13 protein-coding genes are annotated in these 15473 nt (G+C 73.6%); 8 read left to right on the top strand and 5 right to left on the bottom strand.

Going from position 1 to position 15473, the window contains the following annotated elements:
- Positions 1-50: 50 nt before the first annotated feature.
- Entirely contained in the window at positions 51-1820 is a 1770-nt protein-coding gene (locus WJM95_RS11335) for a glycoside hydrolase family 3 protein (protein WP_339135483.1), read from the bottom strand.
- Positions 1821-2534: 714 nt separating this feature from the next.
- Complete coding sequence (locus WJM95_RS11330; RefSeq protein ID WP_339129468.1) at positions 2535-3446, bottom strand: LysR family transcriptional regulator; 912 nt, start codon at positions 3444-3446, stop codon at positions 2535-2537.
- Between the two features lie 114 nt (positions 3447-3560).
- Here WJM95_RS11330 and WJM95_RS11325 point away from each other — a divergent pair, with 114 nt between their 5' ends.
- From WJM95_RS11325 to WJM95_RS11305, 5 genes are all read left to right on the top strand, one after another.
- Positions 3561-4466 (top strand): EamA family transporter, encoded by a 906-nt coding sequence (locus WJM95_RS11325; protein WP_339129467.1) that lies wholly within the window; start codon positions 3561-3563, stop codon positions 4464-4466.
- A 4-nt stretch (positions 4467-4470) separates the two neighbouring features.
- Positions 4471-5709: a 3-phosphoshikimate 1-carboxyvinyltransferase gene (gene aroA, locus WJM95_RS11320; protein ID WP_339129466.1), complete on the top strand. Its 1239-nt coding sequence runs from the start codon at positions 4471-4473 to the stop codon at positions 5707-5709.
- 110 nt (positions 5710-5819) lie between these two features.
- A complete protein-coding gene (locus WJM95_RS11315; RefSeq protein ID WP_339129465.1) occupies positions 5820-7079 on the top strand; it encodes a Gfo/Idh/MocA family oxidoreductase in 1260 nt (419 codons plus the stop codon).
- A 75-nt stretch (positions 7080-7154) separates the two neighbouring features.
- On the top strand, positions 7155-7802 hold the full coding sequence (locus tag WJM95_RS11310; protein ID WP_339129464.1) for a GNAT family protein: 648 nt from the start codon (positions 7155-7157) through the stop codon (positions 7800-7802).
- Positions 7803-7935: 133 nt separating this feature from the next.
- A complete protein-coding gene (locus WJM95_RS11305) occupies positions 7936-8610 on the top strand; it encodes an alpha/beta hydrolase (protein WP_339129463.1) in 675 nt (224 codons plus the stop codon).
- Here the strand turns inward: WJM95_RS11305 and WJM95_RS11300 are convergent.
- From WJM95_RS11300 to WJM95_RS11290, 3 genes are all read right to left on the bottom strand, one after another.
- Positions 8591-9484 carry an MHYT domain-containing protein gene (locus tag WJM95_RS11300; protein ID WP_339129462.1) on the bottom strand — a complete coding sequence of 298 codons (894 nt, stop codon included), beginning with the start codon at positions 9482-9484 and terminating at the stop codon, positions 8591-8593. The two genes, WJM95_RS11305 and WJM95_RS11300, sit on opposite strands and share 20 nt — an antisense overlap.
- 203 nt (positions 9485-9687) lie before the next feature.
- A complete protein-coding gene (locus WJM95_RS11295) occupies positions 9688-10620 on the bottom strand; it encodes a bifunctional helix-turn-helix transcriptional regulator/GNAT family N-acetyltransferase (RefSeq protein ID WP_339129461.1) in 933 nt (310 codons plus the stop codon).
- Between the two features lie 130 nt (positions 10621-10750).
- On the bottom strand, positions 10751-11800 hold the full coding sequence (locus WJM95_RS11290) for a LacI family DNA-binding transcriptional regulator (protein ID WP_339135481.1): 1050 nt from the start codon (positions 11798-11800) through the stop codon (positions 10751-10753).
- 314 nt (positions 11801-12114) lie between these two features.
- Between WJM95_RS11290 and WJM95_RS11285 the strand changes: the two genes are divergently transcribed.
- From WJM95_RS11285 to WJM95_RS11275, 3 genes are read left to right on the top strand one after another with little or no spacing between them, the layout of a single operon-like run.
- Positions 12115-13266: a Gfo/Idh/MocA family oxidoreductase gene (locus tag WJM95_RS11285; protein ID WP_339129460.1), complete on the top strand. Its 1152-nt coding sequence runs from the start codon at positions 12115-12117 to the stop codon at positions 13264-13266.
- On the top strand, positions 13263-14420 hold the full coding sequence (locus WJM95_RS11280) for a dihydrodipicolinate synthase family protein (RefSeq protein WP_339129459.1): 1158 nt from the start codon (positions 13263-13265) through the stop codon (positions 14418-14420). Before WJM95_RS11285 ends, WJM95_RS11280 begins: the two co-directional genes overlap by 4 nt.
- The gene (locus tag WJM95_RS11275; protein WP_339129458.1) at positions 14417-15247 is read left to right on the top strand and encodes a sugar phosphate isomerase/epimerase family protein; all 831 of its coding nucleotides are present in this window, start codon (positions 14417-14419) and stop codon (positions 15245-15247) included. The genes WJM95_RS11280 and WJM95_RS11275 overlap by 4 nt, the downstream gene beginning before the upstream one ends.
- Positions 15248-15473: the final 226 nt, after the last annotated feature.

Raw genomic sequence — 15473 nt, 5'->3', positions numbered from 1 at the left:
CGACGGCCCTGCTCCGGGCGCCCGGAGCAGGGCCGTCGGACCGTGTGCCGCTAGTACCTCAGCCCGTACCCGATCGGATACAGCACCTGCGCCGGATCGTCCGCCCGCTGCACCGCCACCGGGAGGCGGCCGCGCGGGTGGACCCGGCCGGCGATCACCCGCGCGGCGGCGCGCACCTCGACATCGGTCCAGGAGTAGGAGGCCAGGAAGGCTCCGGCCCCGGGGATCTGGGCGATGTCGTACGGGTTGCGGATGGCGACCGCGATCACCGGGACCCCCGTGGCGACAAGCCGTTCGACCAGGGTCTTCTGGGACCCGGTGGCCGTCAGGTTGTACGTCAGGGCGACCACCGCGTCGGCTCCGGCCGCGGCGGCGACGGCCTTGTCGATCGTGGCGGCCGACGGCGCCGTCCCCGTGGACAGGGCGGTCGCCGTGAAGCCGAGACCGGTCAGCGTGGCGGCGGCGACGGTGGTGGGCGGCCCGTCGGACAGCGAGGGCGAGGCCGGATCGGCGCCCACCACCAGCACCCTCGGCGTGCGCCGCCTGGAGAGCGGGAGCAGCCCCTCCTCGTTGACCAGCAGCGTGGTGGTCCGCTCGGCGATCCGGTCGGCCGCCCTCAGGTGCTCGGGGATGCCGACCACCCGGTCGACGTCCGCGTCGGAGACGTACGGATCGCGCAGCAGCCCGTGCTTCGCCTTGAGTCGCAGGACGCGCAGGATCGACTCGTCGAGCCGGGCCTCGGTCAGCTCGCCGCCTCGCACGGCGTTCAGCACCGCGTTCCACGCGACGCCCAGGTCCGGCGGGTTGAGGAGCTGGTCGACACCCGCCTTGAGCGCGAGGACGGGGACGCGGTCGTCGCCGTACTTCGTCCGCACGCCCTCCATGCCCAGCGCGTCCGTCACCACGACGCCGTCGTAGCCCAGTTCGCCGCGCACGACGCCGGTGACGATCGGATGGGAGAGGGTGGCGGGGTCACCGGCGGGGTCGAGTGCCGGGACCATGATGTGCGCGGTCATGATCGAGTCGATCCCGGCGCGGATCGCCGCCCTGAAGGGCACCGCGTCGAGTTCCGACCACAGCTCGCGGCTGTGGGTGATCACGGGGAAGCCGAAGTGGCTGTCCACGGCGGTGTCGCCGTGGCCGGGGAAGTGCTTGGCCGTGGCCGCGACCCCCGAACCCTGGTACCCCTTCACCTCGGCCGCCACCAGGCCCGCCACGGCCTCCGGATCGGCGCCGAAGGAGCGGACGCCGATCACCGGGTTGGCCGGGTTGACGTTCACGTCGGCGTCGGGGGAGTAGTCCTGGGTGATGCCGATGGCGCGCAGTTCGGCGCCGCCGATGCGGCCCACCGTCCGGGCGTCGGCCCGTGAACCGCCGGCGCCCAGCGCCATCGCGCCCGGGAACAGCGTCGCGGGCTTGCCCACCCTGGCCACTATCCCGTGTTCCTGGTCGGTGGAGATCAGCACCGGAAGCCCGCGCGGCTGTGCGAGCGAGGCCCGCTGGATCCCGTTCGACAGCGCGGCGATCTGGTGCGGATCACGGGTGTTGTGCGCCCAGGCGAAGTAGATGATCCCGCCGACGCGGTACTTGGCGATCAGCTCGGCGGCCGTTCGGACGCCGATCTCGCTGAGGTTGGCGTCGATGTCGGCCTGGTCGGGCGCGGTGGCCGAATGGCCGTACACCCGCATGACGAAGAGCTGGCCGACCTTCTCCTCCAGTGTCATACGGGAGATCAGGGCGCGCAGGGCCTTGTCGTCGCCCGGGCGGGCGCCGGCCCCGGCCGCGTGGGCGCGGGGGGCCGCGGCCAGCGCGGCGGTGATGCCCGCCGTGGCGGCGAGAACCGTACGCCTGGAGGGTGCTGACGGTCTGTCCGGTTCGGCCGGCCCGTTCGGTCTTGCGGTGCTTCCCGTGCTGGAGTCGCGCACAAGCGCCCCTTCCCTCGTGAAGGAAACTTCCGAGGAGTCACGATTATCCGGGAAGTTTCTTCCAGTCAAGGGTGTGCACAGTATCGGGGAAGGGGTGTCACCGGCGCGGTCCGGCTCCGGTTCGGTGGGTGGGTCGGGGCCGTGCCGGTGCATCAGCCCGTCGCCGTTGGATGAGGAGTGACCGTCGGTGGCGACGGGCATCGATGTACCGGCCCGGCCCCTCGCGTCGGATCCCGGCTGCGGGTGATGCGTGGTGACGGCGGGCCACGATGTACCGGCCCGGCACGGCCCCTCGCGTCGGATCCCGGCCGCGGGAGGGAAGTGGCTGGGCGCCATTCCAGCCCCGGCCGGGCAAAGCCCCAGCCCTGGCCGGGCGAAGCTCCAGCCCTGGCCGGGCGAGGCTCCAGTCCCGGCCGGGCGAAGCCCCAGCCCCGGCCGGGGACAGTTCAGCCCCTCCGGCGTTTGAGGAGCGGGGTCTGGGGCGGAGCCCCAGGGGTGGGACGGGTAGGGGCGGAGGGGGCGAAAGGTCCGTCCGGACCTGGGGTTGGGGCGCCGGGGGGGGGGTGGGGCTGCCGGCGGGGCACCTCGCGTGTGTCCCGGCCGCGGGGGTCAGGGGCGTTCGGTCACCTTGGGCCAGTGGGAACGGAGGGTTCGGACCGTTTCGGCGATGGCCGGTCTGCGTGCGGCTCCCGAGCGCCACAGCGCGTACAGCCGCCGGACGGGCAGCGGGTCGAGCGGCACCTCCACCACGCCCCCGGGAAGCGGGCCGCGCCCCAGGCGCGGGATGAGGGCGACGCCCAGACCGGCGGCGACGAGGGCGATGAGCGTCGGGTTCTCCTCGGCCTGGTGGACGATGTCCGGCTCGCTGCCCGCGGCGCGCAGCGTACGCACCAGCCAGTCGTGGCAGACCCGTCCGGGCGGCTGGCAGATCCACCGCTGACCGCCCAGGTCCTCGCGCCGCACCGAGGCCCGCCCCGCGAAGGGGTGCCCGGCGGGGACGAGCAGATCGCACAGGTCGTCCCCGATCACCGCCTGCTCCACCCCTGGCGGGGCGGGCAGCGGGGAGATGTCCCAGTCGTGCGCGACGGCCAGGTCGACCGCGCCCCGGGCGACCAGGTCGACGGACAGATGCGGGTCGATCTCCGTCAGCCGGGTGTCGAGGGCCGGGTGACGGACGGCCAGATCGGCCAGTACGGAGGGCATCAGACCGCGGGCGGCCGAGGCGAACGCGGCCACCGTCAGCCGCCCCGCCGGCATCCCCCTGCGCTCCTCGAGATCGGTCTCGGCCCGCTCCACGATCGCCAGCAACTCCTGCGCGGTGGAGGCGAGTTGTTCGGCCTGCTCGGTGAGCCGGACCCCGCGTCCGCGCCGTTCGAGCAGGACCGTCCTGGTCTCCCGCTCCAGCTTCGCGATCTGCTGGGACACGGCGGAGGGGGTGTAGCCGAGCGCGGCCGCGGCGGCGCCGACCGTGCCGTGCACCGAGACGGCGTGCAGGGCCCGCAGGCGCTGGAGATCGAGCATGGAGGCCTCCCGGTCCGCGATGTCGCTCCCTCCAGCTTACGTAAGCGTTGCTTCATCCATCCATGCAGACATTCGCGCTGGTGCTACACGGTGGTGGCGTCGGATGCTCGACGCATGCGACCCGCACACATCAGCCTCGCCGTCCTCGTCGCCGCCGTCTGGGGCGTCAACTTCACCGTCATCGAGGTCGGACTCGGCCACTTCCCGCCGCTCCTCTTCTCCGCCCTGCGCTTCCTTGTGGCGGCCCTGCCCGCCGTGTTCTTCGTGGGCCGCCCCAAGGTGGCGTGGAAGTGGATCGTGGCGGTGGGACTCGTCCTCGGGGTCGCCAAGTTCGGGCTGCTGTTCATCGGCATGGACGCGGGGATGCCCGCGGGACTGTCCTCCCTCGTGCTCCAGATCCAGGCCGTCTTCACGGCGGTCGCCGCCTTCGTCTTCCTCGGCGAACGCCCCGGCCGCGTCCGGGTGGCGGGCATGGCCGTCGCCCTGTGCGGAGTGGGCCTGGCCGCCGTCGACGAGGGCACGTCCGGCCCGCTCGGCGCCTTCGCCCTGGTCGTCGCGGCGGCGGCCTGCTGGGGAGTGTCCAACGTCCTCACCCGCAAGGCGTCCCCGCCCGACCCGCTCAACTTCATGGTCTGGGTGAGCACCGTCCCCGTCCTGCCGCTGCTCGGCCTGTCCCTGCTCACCGAGGGCCCGTCCCGCGATCTGGACGCGCTCGGGGACCTGGACTGGCAGGGCGCCGGAGTCGTCGTCTACGTCGCCTGGATCACGACCGTCCTCGGCTTCGGCGCCTGGGGCTGGCTCCTGCACCGGCATCCCGCCTCCACCGTCGCGCCCTTCTCGCTGCTCGTCCCCGTCTTCGGGATGTCCTCGGCCGCGCTGTTCCTGCACGAGTCGGTCGCCCCGCTGCGCTGGGCGGCGGCGGCCCTGCTGGTGGGCGGGGTGGCGCTCACCTCGCGGACGCCACGGACGGTCCAGTCGGCGGACGTTCCGGCGCCGGAACGCGCCGGGGCGCCAGCATGACCCCATGGCCGTCGTCGACATCCCCGGTTCCAAGTCCATCACCGCCCGCGCGCTCTTCCTGGCCGCGGCGGCCGACGGGGTCACCCGGCTCGTCCGCCCGCTGCGCTCGGACGACACCGAGGGCTTCGCGGAGGGCCTGACCCGGCTCGGCTACCGCGTCGGCCGGACCCCGGACAGCTGGCACATCGACGGCCGTCCGCAGGGCCCGGCCGTGGCGCGGGCCGACGTGTACTGCCGGGACGGCGCGACCACGGCCCGCTTCCTGCCGACCCTGGCCGCCGCCGGCCACGGCACCTACCGCTTCGACGCCTCCGCCCAGATGCGCAGGCGCCCCCTCGGCCCGCTGTCGCGGGCGCTGCGCGACCTGGGCGTGGACCTGCGGCACGAGGAGGCGGAGGGCCACCACCCGCTGACCGTCACGGCCCGCGGGGTGGAGGGCGGCACGGTGACCCTCGACGCGGGGCAGTCGTCGCAGTACCTCACCGCCCTGCTCCTGCTCGGCCCGCTGACCCGCACGGGCCTGCGCATCGAGGTCACCGACCTGGTCTCCGCCCCGTACGTCGGCATCACGCTCGCGATGATGCGCGCGTTCGGGGCGCGGGTGACGGTGGAAGGGGACGTCTTCGAGGTGGCGCCCGGCGGCTACCGTGCCACCACCTACCCCGTCGAACCGGACGCCTCCACCGCGAGCTACTTCTTCGCCGCGGCCGCCCTGACCGGCCGCGAGGTCACCGTCCACGGCCTCGGCTCGAACGCGCTCCAGGGCGACCTCGCCTTCGTGGACGTACTGCGCCGGATGGGCGCGCGGGTGGAGACCGGGCCCGGGAGCACGACCGTGCGCGGCAGTGGCGAACTGCGCGGCCTCACCGTCAACATGCGGGACATCTCCGACACCATGCCGACGCTCGCCGCGATCGCGCCCTTCGCCTCGGGACCGGTCCGCATCGAGGACGTCGCCAACACCCGGGTCAAGGAGTGCGACCGGCTGGACGCCTGCGCGGAGAACCTCCGGGCGCTCGGCGTCCGGGTGGAGACCGGCCCCGACTGGATCGAGGTGCACCCGGGCGTCCCCGCCGCCACCGGGATCAGGACGTACGGCGACCACCGCATCGCCATGGCCTTCGCGGTCACGTCGCTGCGCGCCCCCGGCATCGTCTTCGACGACCCCGGGTGCGTGCGCAAGACGTTCCCCGACTTCCACGAGGTGTTCGGGGCCTGGGCTGCGGCGGGCGGGGACCATTGAGCGGGCCGTTCGTCCGGCGCAGGCGTCTTGTCGGGAAGATCCCGGGCGGCTAGCTTCGCGACGGACGGCGCCGACCGCGCCGGAGACCCGACCGGGAAAGCGGTGAACAGATGTCCTCCGTCGCCTCCGTTGTCACACTCGCAGTCGTCGGCGCCGGGGACCGGGGGACCGGTCACGCGCGCTGGGCCCTGAGGAACCCGGAGCGGGCCCGGGTGGTGGCCGTGGCCGAACCCCGGGAGACCCGGCGCGAGAGGTTCGCGGCCGCCCACGGCCTGGAACCGGACGCCGCGGTGGACGACTGGCGGGTCCTGGCGGCCCGCGGCCGGATCGCCGACGCCGTGCTGATCTGCACCCTCGACCGCGAACACCTCGAACCCGTCCTGGAGTTCGCGGCCCTCGGCTACCACATCCTGCTGGAGAAGCCGATGGCCCTGACCGAGGACGAGTGCCGGCGGATCGTCGAGGCGGTGGAGAAGGCCGGGGTGATCCTCGCGGTCGGACACGTCCTGCGCTACACCCCGTACACCCGGGCCGTGAAGGAGGTGGTGGACTCCGGCCGGATCGGTGACGTGGTCAACGTCCAGCACCTGGAGCCCGTCGGCTTCTGGCACCAGGCCCACTCCTTCGTACGCGGCAACTGGGGCCGTACGGACCGGGCCACGACGATGCTGATGGCCAAGTCCTGCCATGACATCGACTGGTTGCAGTACGTCCTCGGGCAACCGCCGGTCCGCGTCTCCAGTTTCGGGCGCCTCTCGCACTTCCGGCCCGAGAACCGGCCCGAGGGCGCCGCCGACCGCTGCCTCGACTGCGCGGTGGAGAACGCCTGTCCCTATTCCGCCCGGCGCGAGTACGGCGACCGGCTCGCCCGCGGCGAACACCACTGGCCGCTCAGCGTGGTGGTCGACGACTTCACCCCCGAGGCCCTGGAGAGCGCCCTGCGCGAGGGCCCGTACGGGCGGTGCGTGTACGCCTGCGACAACGACGTGGTCGACCACCAGGTCGTGTCGATGGAGTTCGCCTCGGGGGCCACCGCCACCTTCACCATGACCGCCTTCACCGAACAGGCCGACCGCCGGACCCGCATCTTCGGGACCCGCGGCGAACTGCGCGGCGACGGCGCGCAGCTGAGCGTCTACGACTTCCTGACCCGGACCGAGGAGGCCGTCGGCCTCACCGCCCTCGGCGCCATGGACGCGGCCGGCGGTCACGGCGGGGGCGACGCCGGCCTGATGGACGCGTTCGTCGCCGCCGTCGCCACCGGCGAGGCCGCCCTCGTGAAGTCCGGCCCGAGGGAGTCCCTCACCAGCCATCTCACCGTCCTGGCCGCCGAACGCGCCCGCCACGCGGGCACCGTGGAGGCTGTATAACCGCTGGACACCCGCCGCACCCACCGCGTAGGAATCGCTGCGGACGCGATCACGACGGCGAAGGGACGCGGAGCGTTGGGTTTCGAGATGAAGGGCCCCGTCCTCGAAGGCGGCCTGGTACGGCTGGAGCCGCTGGGCCACCGGCACGCGGCCGACCTCGCCGTGGCCGCGGAGGAACACCGGGACTCGTACGCGTTCACCTGGGTGCCCCGGGCCGGCGAGGTCGGGGACTACATCGACGCGCAGCTCGCCCGCGCCGCGACGGGCATGCTCTCGCCCTACGCGCAGGTGTCCCTCGCCTCCGGACGGGCCGTCGGTGCCACGGCGTACTGGGAACCGCGCTCCTGGCGGTCGGACGACCGGCTCGACGCCGTCGAGGTCGGGTTCACCTGGCTCGCGTCCTCGGCGCAGGGCACCGGCCTGAACGCCGAGTCCAAGCTCCTGCTCTTCGGCCACGCCTTCGAGGAGTGGGGAGTGGCACGCGTGGACCTGAAGACCGACGCCCGCAACGCCCGTTCCCGCGCGGCGATCGCGGGCACCGGCGCCCGTCTGGAGGGTGTCCTGCGCAACTGGTCCCGCTCCTGGGCGCCCGGTGAGGAAGGCCTCCTGCGTGATTCCGCCGTCTTCTCGGTGACGGCGGCGGAGTGGCCCGGGTGCCGGGAGCGACTGGTCGCGCGGGTGGCCGCGGCGGCGTCCCGGGCGGCTGGCCGGCGGGCCGGGTGACGGGTGTCGGGGACGCCGCCGTACGGCCGGCGGTCCCCGCGGACACGGGCCGGGCCGCCGCGGCGCGCGATCGGCCGTCGTCGACCGCCGCAGCCTCTGGACCGGGGAGCCCCGCATCGGAAACGATCACGCCATGAGCACGCACGACACCGACAGTCCCGCGAACGACCGTCCCGCGAACGAGGGCCTCGCGAACGGCGGCCTCGCGAACGGCGAACCCGCGCCGGGCGCGCGGTCCTTCCTGATCCTGCACGGCTGGCAGAACCACCGCCCGCCGGGCCACTGGCAGCACTGGCTCGCCGGGCGGCTCGCGGAGCTGGGGCAGCACGTCGTCTATCCCCAGCTCCCCGATCCCGACGACCCGGACCCGGAGGTGTGGCTGGCGGAGCTGGCCCGCCATCTCGACGCCCTGCGCGGGCCCGAACGCGTGGTCCTCGCCCACAGCCTCTCGGCCGTGCTGTGGCTGCACGCCGTGGCCCGCGGGCTGCCGGGCGCGGCGGCCGTCGACCGGGTTCTGCTCGTCGCCCCGCCGTCGGCCTCCGTCCTCGCGGACCTGCCGGAGATCACCGGATTCACCCTGGAGGAAGGGGACTTCACCGTCCCCGCGTCCACCCGCCTGGTCGCGGGCGACGACGACCCGTACTGCCCCGAGGGCGCCGGTGCCGTCTACGGCGACCCCCTGGGCGTACGGACGCAGGTGCTGGCCGGGGCCGGGCATCTCGGCATGGACGCCGGCTACGGGCCCTGGCCCTCCGTGCTGGAGTGGTGTCTGGACGGGGCGGCGCCGATCACCGTCCGCGCGAGCTAGTACGCCGGTCCGCCCGCTGGTCGCGGGGCTCGAAGAGCGAGGCGGTCCGCGGGGGATGCGCGGGCCGCTCGGGCACGGCGGCCGTGGCCCGGCGCCGCCGCGGGGTGGCCCGGCTCCAGTCCCCGTCGCCGAGGACGAGCTGGGGGTCGAACATCACCACCACTCCGGCCAGGATCAGGAAGACGACCGGTCCGATGAGCAGGGGGAGCAGGATCGAGGCCGAGGAACTGCTGCCGTACATCCCGGTCATGTACGAGGCGTCCGTCGCGCCGCGCAGATGCACCGAGAGGGCGGCCATGCCGGTGTAGTGCGTGCCGGTCAGGGCGACGCCCATGAGGAGGCCGGCGCCGAGGGCGGCGGGAAAGCCCCGGAAGGAGGCGGCGCTCCACAACGCGGCGGTCGCGGCGGTGACCGCGAGCAGGACGGAGGCCGCGACCGTGGGCGAGTCGTACCCCAGGGACCCGTTCAGCTTCAGCGCGGCCATGCCGGTGTAGTGCGTGGCGACCACGGCGAGCCCGGTGAGGATTCCGGCGGCGGTCAGGGTGACGGGGGTCGCTCCCCGGTACCCCACGGCGAAGACGCCGAGGCCGGCCGTCACGATCGCCACCACGAGACTGAGCGCGGTCAGCCGACCGTCGTAGTCGATCGGGATCCCCTGGATCCTGAAGCCGGCCATCGCGACGAAGTGCATGGTCCAGATGCCGCAGCCGATGGTCGCCGCCCCGAGGGCCAGCCAGCCGGGCTTCCACGACTGCCGGTTGCTCAGGGAACGGATGACGCAGCGCAGCCCCAGGGCGCTGCCCACACAGGCGACGAGGTAGGAGGCCGCCGGAGTCACCGCCCCGAACGAGAAGCCCTCCACTGTGCCTTGCATATATGCCAACTCCCCCTGAAGATGGGTTACTTGGGGGAATACGGTCTCCCGCCCAGGTTGCGTGAGCGGTTCCGTACGGTAGGTGTTTGCGTTAACTCTGCGAAGCGGCTTCGTTCAGCGCGCGGACGCATTGTCCGGACTCCGGACACCCGGACGTCCGTGCGGCTCCCGGGAGGCTCCGGTGCGGGCCGCCGCCGCCCGTGTCAGTCCAGCCCGGCACGCAGGTCGAGACGCCAGTCCTGGCCGGTCAGATCCACGCCGAAGGACCGGTGCGGCTTCTCGCCCACGAGGGTGAAACCGTGGCGCCGGTAGATCCGCCCGGCTGCGGCCAGGACGTCGTTGGTCCACAGGACGAGATCGTGGTAGCCGACGCCACGGGCGAAGCCGGTGACGGCCCCGACGAGGCGGTCGCCGACGCCGAGACCCCGCGCCTCGGGCTCCACCAGCAGCAGCCGCAGGCGGGCGGTGCCGGGAGCGTCGTCCCGTACGCACATCACGCACCCGACGGGCCGCCCGTCGAGCTCGGCGATCCACACCCGCTCCAGGTGCGGGTCGTGGTCCTCGGCGAAGTCGGCGACGATCCGCGCGACCAGCCCCTCGTAGTCGGTGTTCCAGCCGTACTCGGCCGCGTAGAGCGCCGCGTTGCGCTGCACGATCCAGCCGAGGTCGCCGGGGCCCGGCTCGCGCAGCAGGACGTCCTCGGGGCGCGGTGCGGTCCGCGCGTCGCCCAGGAGCGTGCGCACCGTGCGCATCGCCTCCGCCAGCCGCGGCCGGTCCGCCGGCGGCAGGGCCGCCAGCAGGGCGACGGCACGCTCGTGGGCCCGCTCGTCCAGCAGCGCGGCGGCCTCCAGGCCGCGCGCGGTGAGCGTGATCCGGCGGGGCGCGGGGTCCTCCGACGCGGCGCGCTCCACCAGCCCGTCCTGCTCGAACGTGTCCAGGATCCGGGCCAAGCGGCCGCCGTCCAGCGGGAGTTCGGCCAGTGGGTCGACGGCGTCGGACGCGGGCGCGCGCGCCAGTTCGTACAGGACGCGGGACTCGGCCGGCGTGTACGGCGCGTCCGGGTGGCGGCCGGGGTCGAGCGCGCCGACGACGTCCGTGCACAAGCGGCTGAAGGAGCGGATGTCCTGGACGGTCATGATCGGTCCCGGAGGTCGGCTGCACAGGGTCGCGATGGCCTGCCCGGCCCGGTGGTCCGGCCCGTTCGGGACACGTCCCGAGCATAGGCCGCCCGCGCCGCTCCGCCCAGGCGGAGCGGCGCGGGGGAGGTCAGTCGCGGGGGCCCGCGGTTGACCCCCGCACCATCAACTCCCCGCGCACCGTGGCGATCCCGCCCGGCGGCGGCTCCTCGCGGCTCATGGCGATCCGGCCGGCGCGGGCGCCCGCCTCGGAGAGCGGCAGCCGTACGGTCGTGAGGGCCGGCACCGCGTCGATGCTGAACGGCAGATCGTCGAAGCCCGCGACGGACACGTCGTGGGGGATCCGCATCCCGGAGTCCCGCAGGGCGGCACAGGCGCCGAGCGCGACGGTGTCGTTCGCGGCGACGACGGCCGTCAACGACGGGTCCCGGCGCAGGAGTTCGAGGGTGGCCTCGTAACCGGACCGGCGGTCGTAGCGGCCGTGCACGGTGCGCCGCGGATCGTCCTCGATGCCGTGGGCGTCGAGCGCGGCCCGGTGCCCCTCCAGCCGGTGGCGGGTCGTCGTGCGCTCCCCGGGGCCCGCGATGTACCCGAGCCGCCGGTGGCCGAGACCGATCAGGTGCTCGGTCAGCTGCCTGCCGCCGCCCCGGTTGTCGAAGGTGAGCGCGATCGCCCGGGGCGCCTCCGGCGCGGGCGGCCGTCCGCACAGCACGACCCGGGTGCCCGCCTCCGTCAGCTTGCGCAGCTTGGCGGCGACGGCGTCCGCGTGGGCGGTGTCCTCTATCGCGCCGCCGGTGAGCACGACCGCGGCGGCGCGCTGGCGCTGGAGGAGCGTGAGATAGGTGAGTTCGCGCTCCGGGGAGCCGCCGGTGTTGCAGACGACCCCGAGCCGTTCGCCGCCCGCGCGCCCCCCGGGCCCGACGATCTCCGACTGGATCGCCGCCGCCATGATCCCGAAGAAGGGGTCGGCGATGTCGTTGACCAGGATGCCGACGAGGTCGGAGGTCGCCGCGGCCAGCGAACTCGCCGGCCCGTTCAGCACGTAGTCCAGCTCGTCCACCGCGCGCAGCACCCGCTCGCGCGTCGAGGAGGCCACGGGGTAGTTCCCGTTCAGTACGCGCGACACCGTCGCGGGAGAGACCTGCGCGCGGGCCGCCACGTCCGCCAGGGTCACCGTCATCTCGTCGTCCTCCGGTCGCGCCTTGTCGTACCAGTCGTTCGGGTCGTACGTCCCGTACGCCGTCGTGCCCGTCATGTCTCGTCGAACGGCGTCGAACACGGAGTCGAAGGCCGGGTGCGCCGCTTTCTGTGGGCAGGGTCCGTGCAGACCATACGGCCATCGGCCTCCGTTGTTCGCCCCCTCGAACAACTCGCCTTCGCGGTGGTCTTGTCCGCACCGCTGCGCAGAGGCTAGCTTCTTTCTGCTCAGAAAGCGCTTGCTGTCGTGTTCACCTGGACGTGCGCGCGACGCCCGAGGCGTACGGAGGCAACGACGTGACACGCAAGACGGTGCGGATCGCCATGAACGGCGTGACGGGACGCATGGGCCACCACCAGCACCTCGTCCGCTCGATCCTCGCCCTGCGCGACCAGGGCGGACTCGATCTCGGCGACGGCACCGCGCTGTGGCCCGAGCCCGTCCTCGTCGGCCGCCGCGGGGACGCCCTGAAGGCGCTCGCCGAGCGCTACGGCCTGGACCACTGGTCGACGGACCTGGACGCGGTGCTCGCCGATCCCTCCGTCGACGTCTACTTCGACGCGCAGGTGACCTCCGCCCGCGAGGAGGCCCTCAGGAAGGCCGTCGCCGCGGGCAAGCACGTCTACACCGAGAAGCCGACCGCCGCCGGGTTCGGCGCGGCCCTCGAACTGGCCCGTCTCGCCGACGCGGCGGGCGTCAGGCACGGCGTCGTCCAGGACAAGCTCTTCCTCCCCGGCCTGCTCAAACTGAAGCGGCTGGTCGACGGCGGCTTCTTCGGCCGGATCCTGTCCGCCCGCGGGGAGTTCGGCTACTGGGTCTTCGAGGGCGACTGGCAGAGCGCCCAGCGGCCCTCCTGGAACTACCGCGCCGAGGACGGCGGCGGGATCGTCGTCGACATGTTCCCGCACTGGGAGTACGTCCTGCACGAGCTGTTCGGCCGGGTCACCTCGGTGCAGGCGCTCACCGCCACCCACGTCCCGCGGCGCTGGGACGAACACGGCAGGCCCTACGACGCCACGGCCGACGACGCCGCCTACGGCATCTTCGAACTGGAGGGCGGCGCGATCGCCCAGATCAACTCCTCCTGGACCGTGCGCGTCAACCGCGACGAACTCGTGGAGTTCCAGGTCGACGGCACCGAGGGATCGGCCGTCGCCGGACTGCGCGACTGCCGTGTCCAGCACCGTGGTTCGACCCCGAGACCGGTCTGGAACCCGGACCTCCCGGCCGGCTGCTCCTTCCGCGACCAGTGGCAGGAGGTTCCCGACAACACCGAGTTCGACAACGGCTTCAAGGCGCAGTGGGAGCTGTTCCTGCGGCACGTCCACACCGGCGCCCCCTACCGCTGGGACCTCCTCGCCGGTGCCCGCGGCGTCCAGCTCGCCGAACTGGGGCTGAGATCCTCGGCCGAGGGCCGCCGGCTCGACGTGCCGGAGGTCGCCCTGTGACCCTCCGACTCCCGGACGCGGAAGGCCGGTTGCGGACCCACGAGCCCCGCACGGAGCCCCTCGCCCTCCTCCCGGCCGGCCCGCCCCTCACCTCCCGTACGGTCTTCGCGGCCGCCCATGTCGTCGCCGACCCGTACGCGGACGTCTCGCCCGGCTCGCCCGCCGCCGTCGACTGGGACGCCACGCTCGCCTTCAGGCGCCATCTGTGGTCGCACGGCCTCGCGGTCGCCGAGGCCATGGACACCTCCCAGCGGGGCATGGGCCTGGACTGGGCCGGGGCCGCCGAACTGATCCGCAGATCCTCGGCCGAGGCCGCGGCCACCGGCGGCCGGATCGCCTGCGGAGCCGGCACGGACCAGCTCACCGGCCCGGCCGCGCTCGCCGACGTACGGGCCGCGTACGAGGAACAGCTCGCCCTCGTCGAGGAGTCGGGCGCGCAGCCGGTCCTCATGGCCTCTCGCGCGCTCGCCCGCGCCGCCACCGGACCCGAGGACTACCTCGACGTCTACGGCCATCTCCTGCGCCAGTCCGCGGGACCGGTGATCCTGCACTGGCTCGGCCCGATGTTCGACCCTGCCCTTGAGGGCTACTGGGGATCGGACGACCCGGACACGGCGACGGAGGTGTTCCTGGAGGTGATCGCCGCCCACCCGGACAAGGTGGACGGCGTCAAGATCTCCCTGCTGGACGCCCGCCGGGAGGTCGCCCTGCGCCGCCGCCTCCCCGACGGTGTCCGCTGCTACACCGGTGACGACTTCGGCTACCCCGAGCTGATCGCGGGCGACGGACACGGGTTCAGCCACGCGCTGCTCGGCGTCTTCGACCCGCTCGCCCCGCTCGCCGCGCGGGCGGTGCGCGCCCTGGACACCGGGGACACCGGGGGATTCCGTGAACTCCTCGATCCGACCGTCGAGTTGGCCCGGCATCTCTTCCGGCCCCCGACCCGCTTCTACAAGACGGGAGTCGTCCTGCTGGCCTGGCTCGCTGGCCACCAGGAGCACTTCGCGATGGTGGGCGGCCTCCAGTCGGCGCGCTCCCTGCCGCACCTCGCCCGCGCCTACGAACTGGCCGACCTGCTGGGCCTGTTCCCCGATCCGGAACGCGCCGAGGCCCGGATGAGGACCCTGCTCGCCCTGTACGGGGTTCCCGCGTGAACGCCCTCGCCCGTCTCTCCGTCAACCAGATGACGGTCCGACAGCTGTCCCTGCCCGAACTGGTGTCAGGGTGCTGGGAGTTGGGCATCCCGGGTGTCGGCCTGTGGCGGGAACCCGTGCGCTCGTACGGCCTGGACGCCACCGCGCGGCTCGTGCGCGACGCGGGCCTGGCCGTCACCACCCTGTGCCGGGGCGGCTTCCTCACGGCGATCGACCCGGGGGAGCGCCGGCGGTCCCTGGACGACAACAGGGCCGCCGTCGACGAGGCCGCGGCCCTCGGCACCGACACGCTCGTCCTCGTCTCCGGCGGTCTGCCGACCGGATCGAAGGACCTGCGCGGCGCCCGGGAGCGGATCGCCGACGCGCTCGGCGAACTGGGCCCGTACGCCGCCGCGCACGGGGTGCGCCTCGCCGTCGAACCGCTCCACCCCATGTACGCGGCCGACCGCTGTGTGGTCTCCACCCTCGCCCAGGCCCTGGACCTCGTGGAACGCCTCCCCGCCGACCAGGCGGGCGTCACCGTCGACACGTACCACCTGTGGTGGGACGACACCGCCCCCGCGCAGATCGCGCGCGCCGGGGCGGGGGGCCGTATCCACGCCTTCCAGCTCGCCGACTGGACCACCCCGCTTCCCGCGGGCGTGCTCGACGGCCGGGGTCAGCTCGGCGACGGCTCGGTCGACCTCCGCGCCTGGTGTGCCCTGGTCGAGGCGGCGGGCTACACCGGGCCCGTCGAGGTCGAGCTCTTCAACCGGCGCCTGTGGGCCAGGGACGGACACGAGGTGCTGGCGGAGACGGCGGCCCGTTTCGCGGAGCACGCCGGCTGACCCCGACTCCCCGAAAAAATCTTGAGAAGTGCGTACAACCCTTCCGGGACCTCGTCGGTCGTACGTGGCATCAGGACCTTTGGAGGGGGATCCGGGGGGATCGCGGGGGTTCTGATACGGGAGGGGAAACCGAGGGGCCCGGTCGACGGACCGGGCCCCTCGAAACGTGTCCGGGACCTCTCGTGCTTCTCGAAGCCTCCCGCGACCACGACCGGGTGAGTCCTCC

The organism is Streptomyces sp. f51 (assembly GCF_037940415.1).
Classification (GTDB): Bacteria; Actinomycetota; Actinomycetes; order Streptomycetales; family Streptomycetaceae; genus Streptomyces.
Note: the sequence above shows the minus strand (reverse complement) of the source record. Positions and strands in the feature narration are given on the sequence as shown.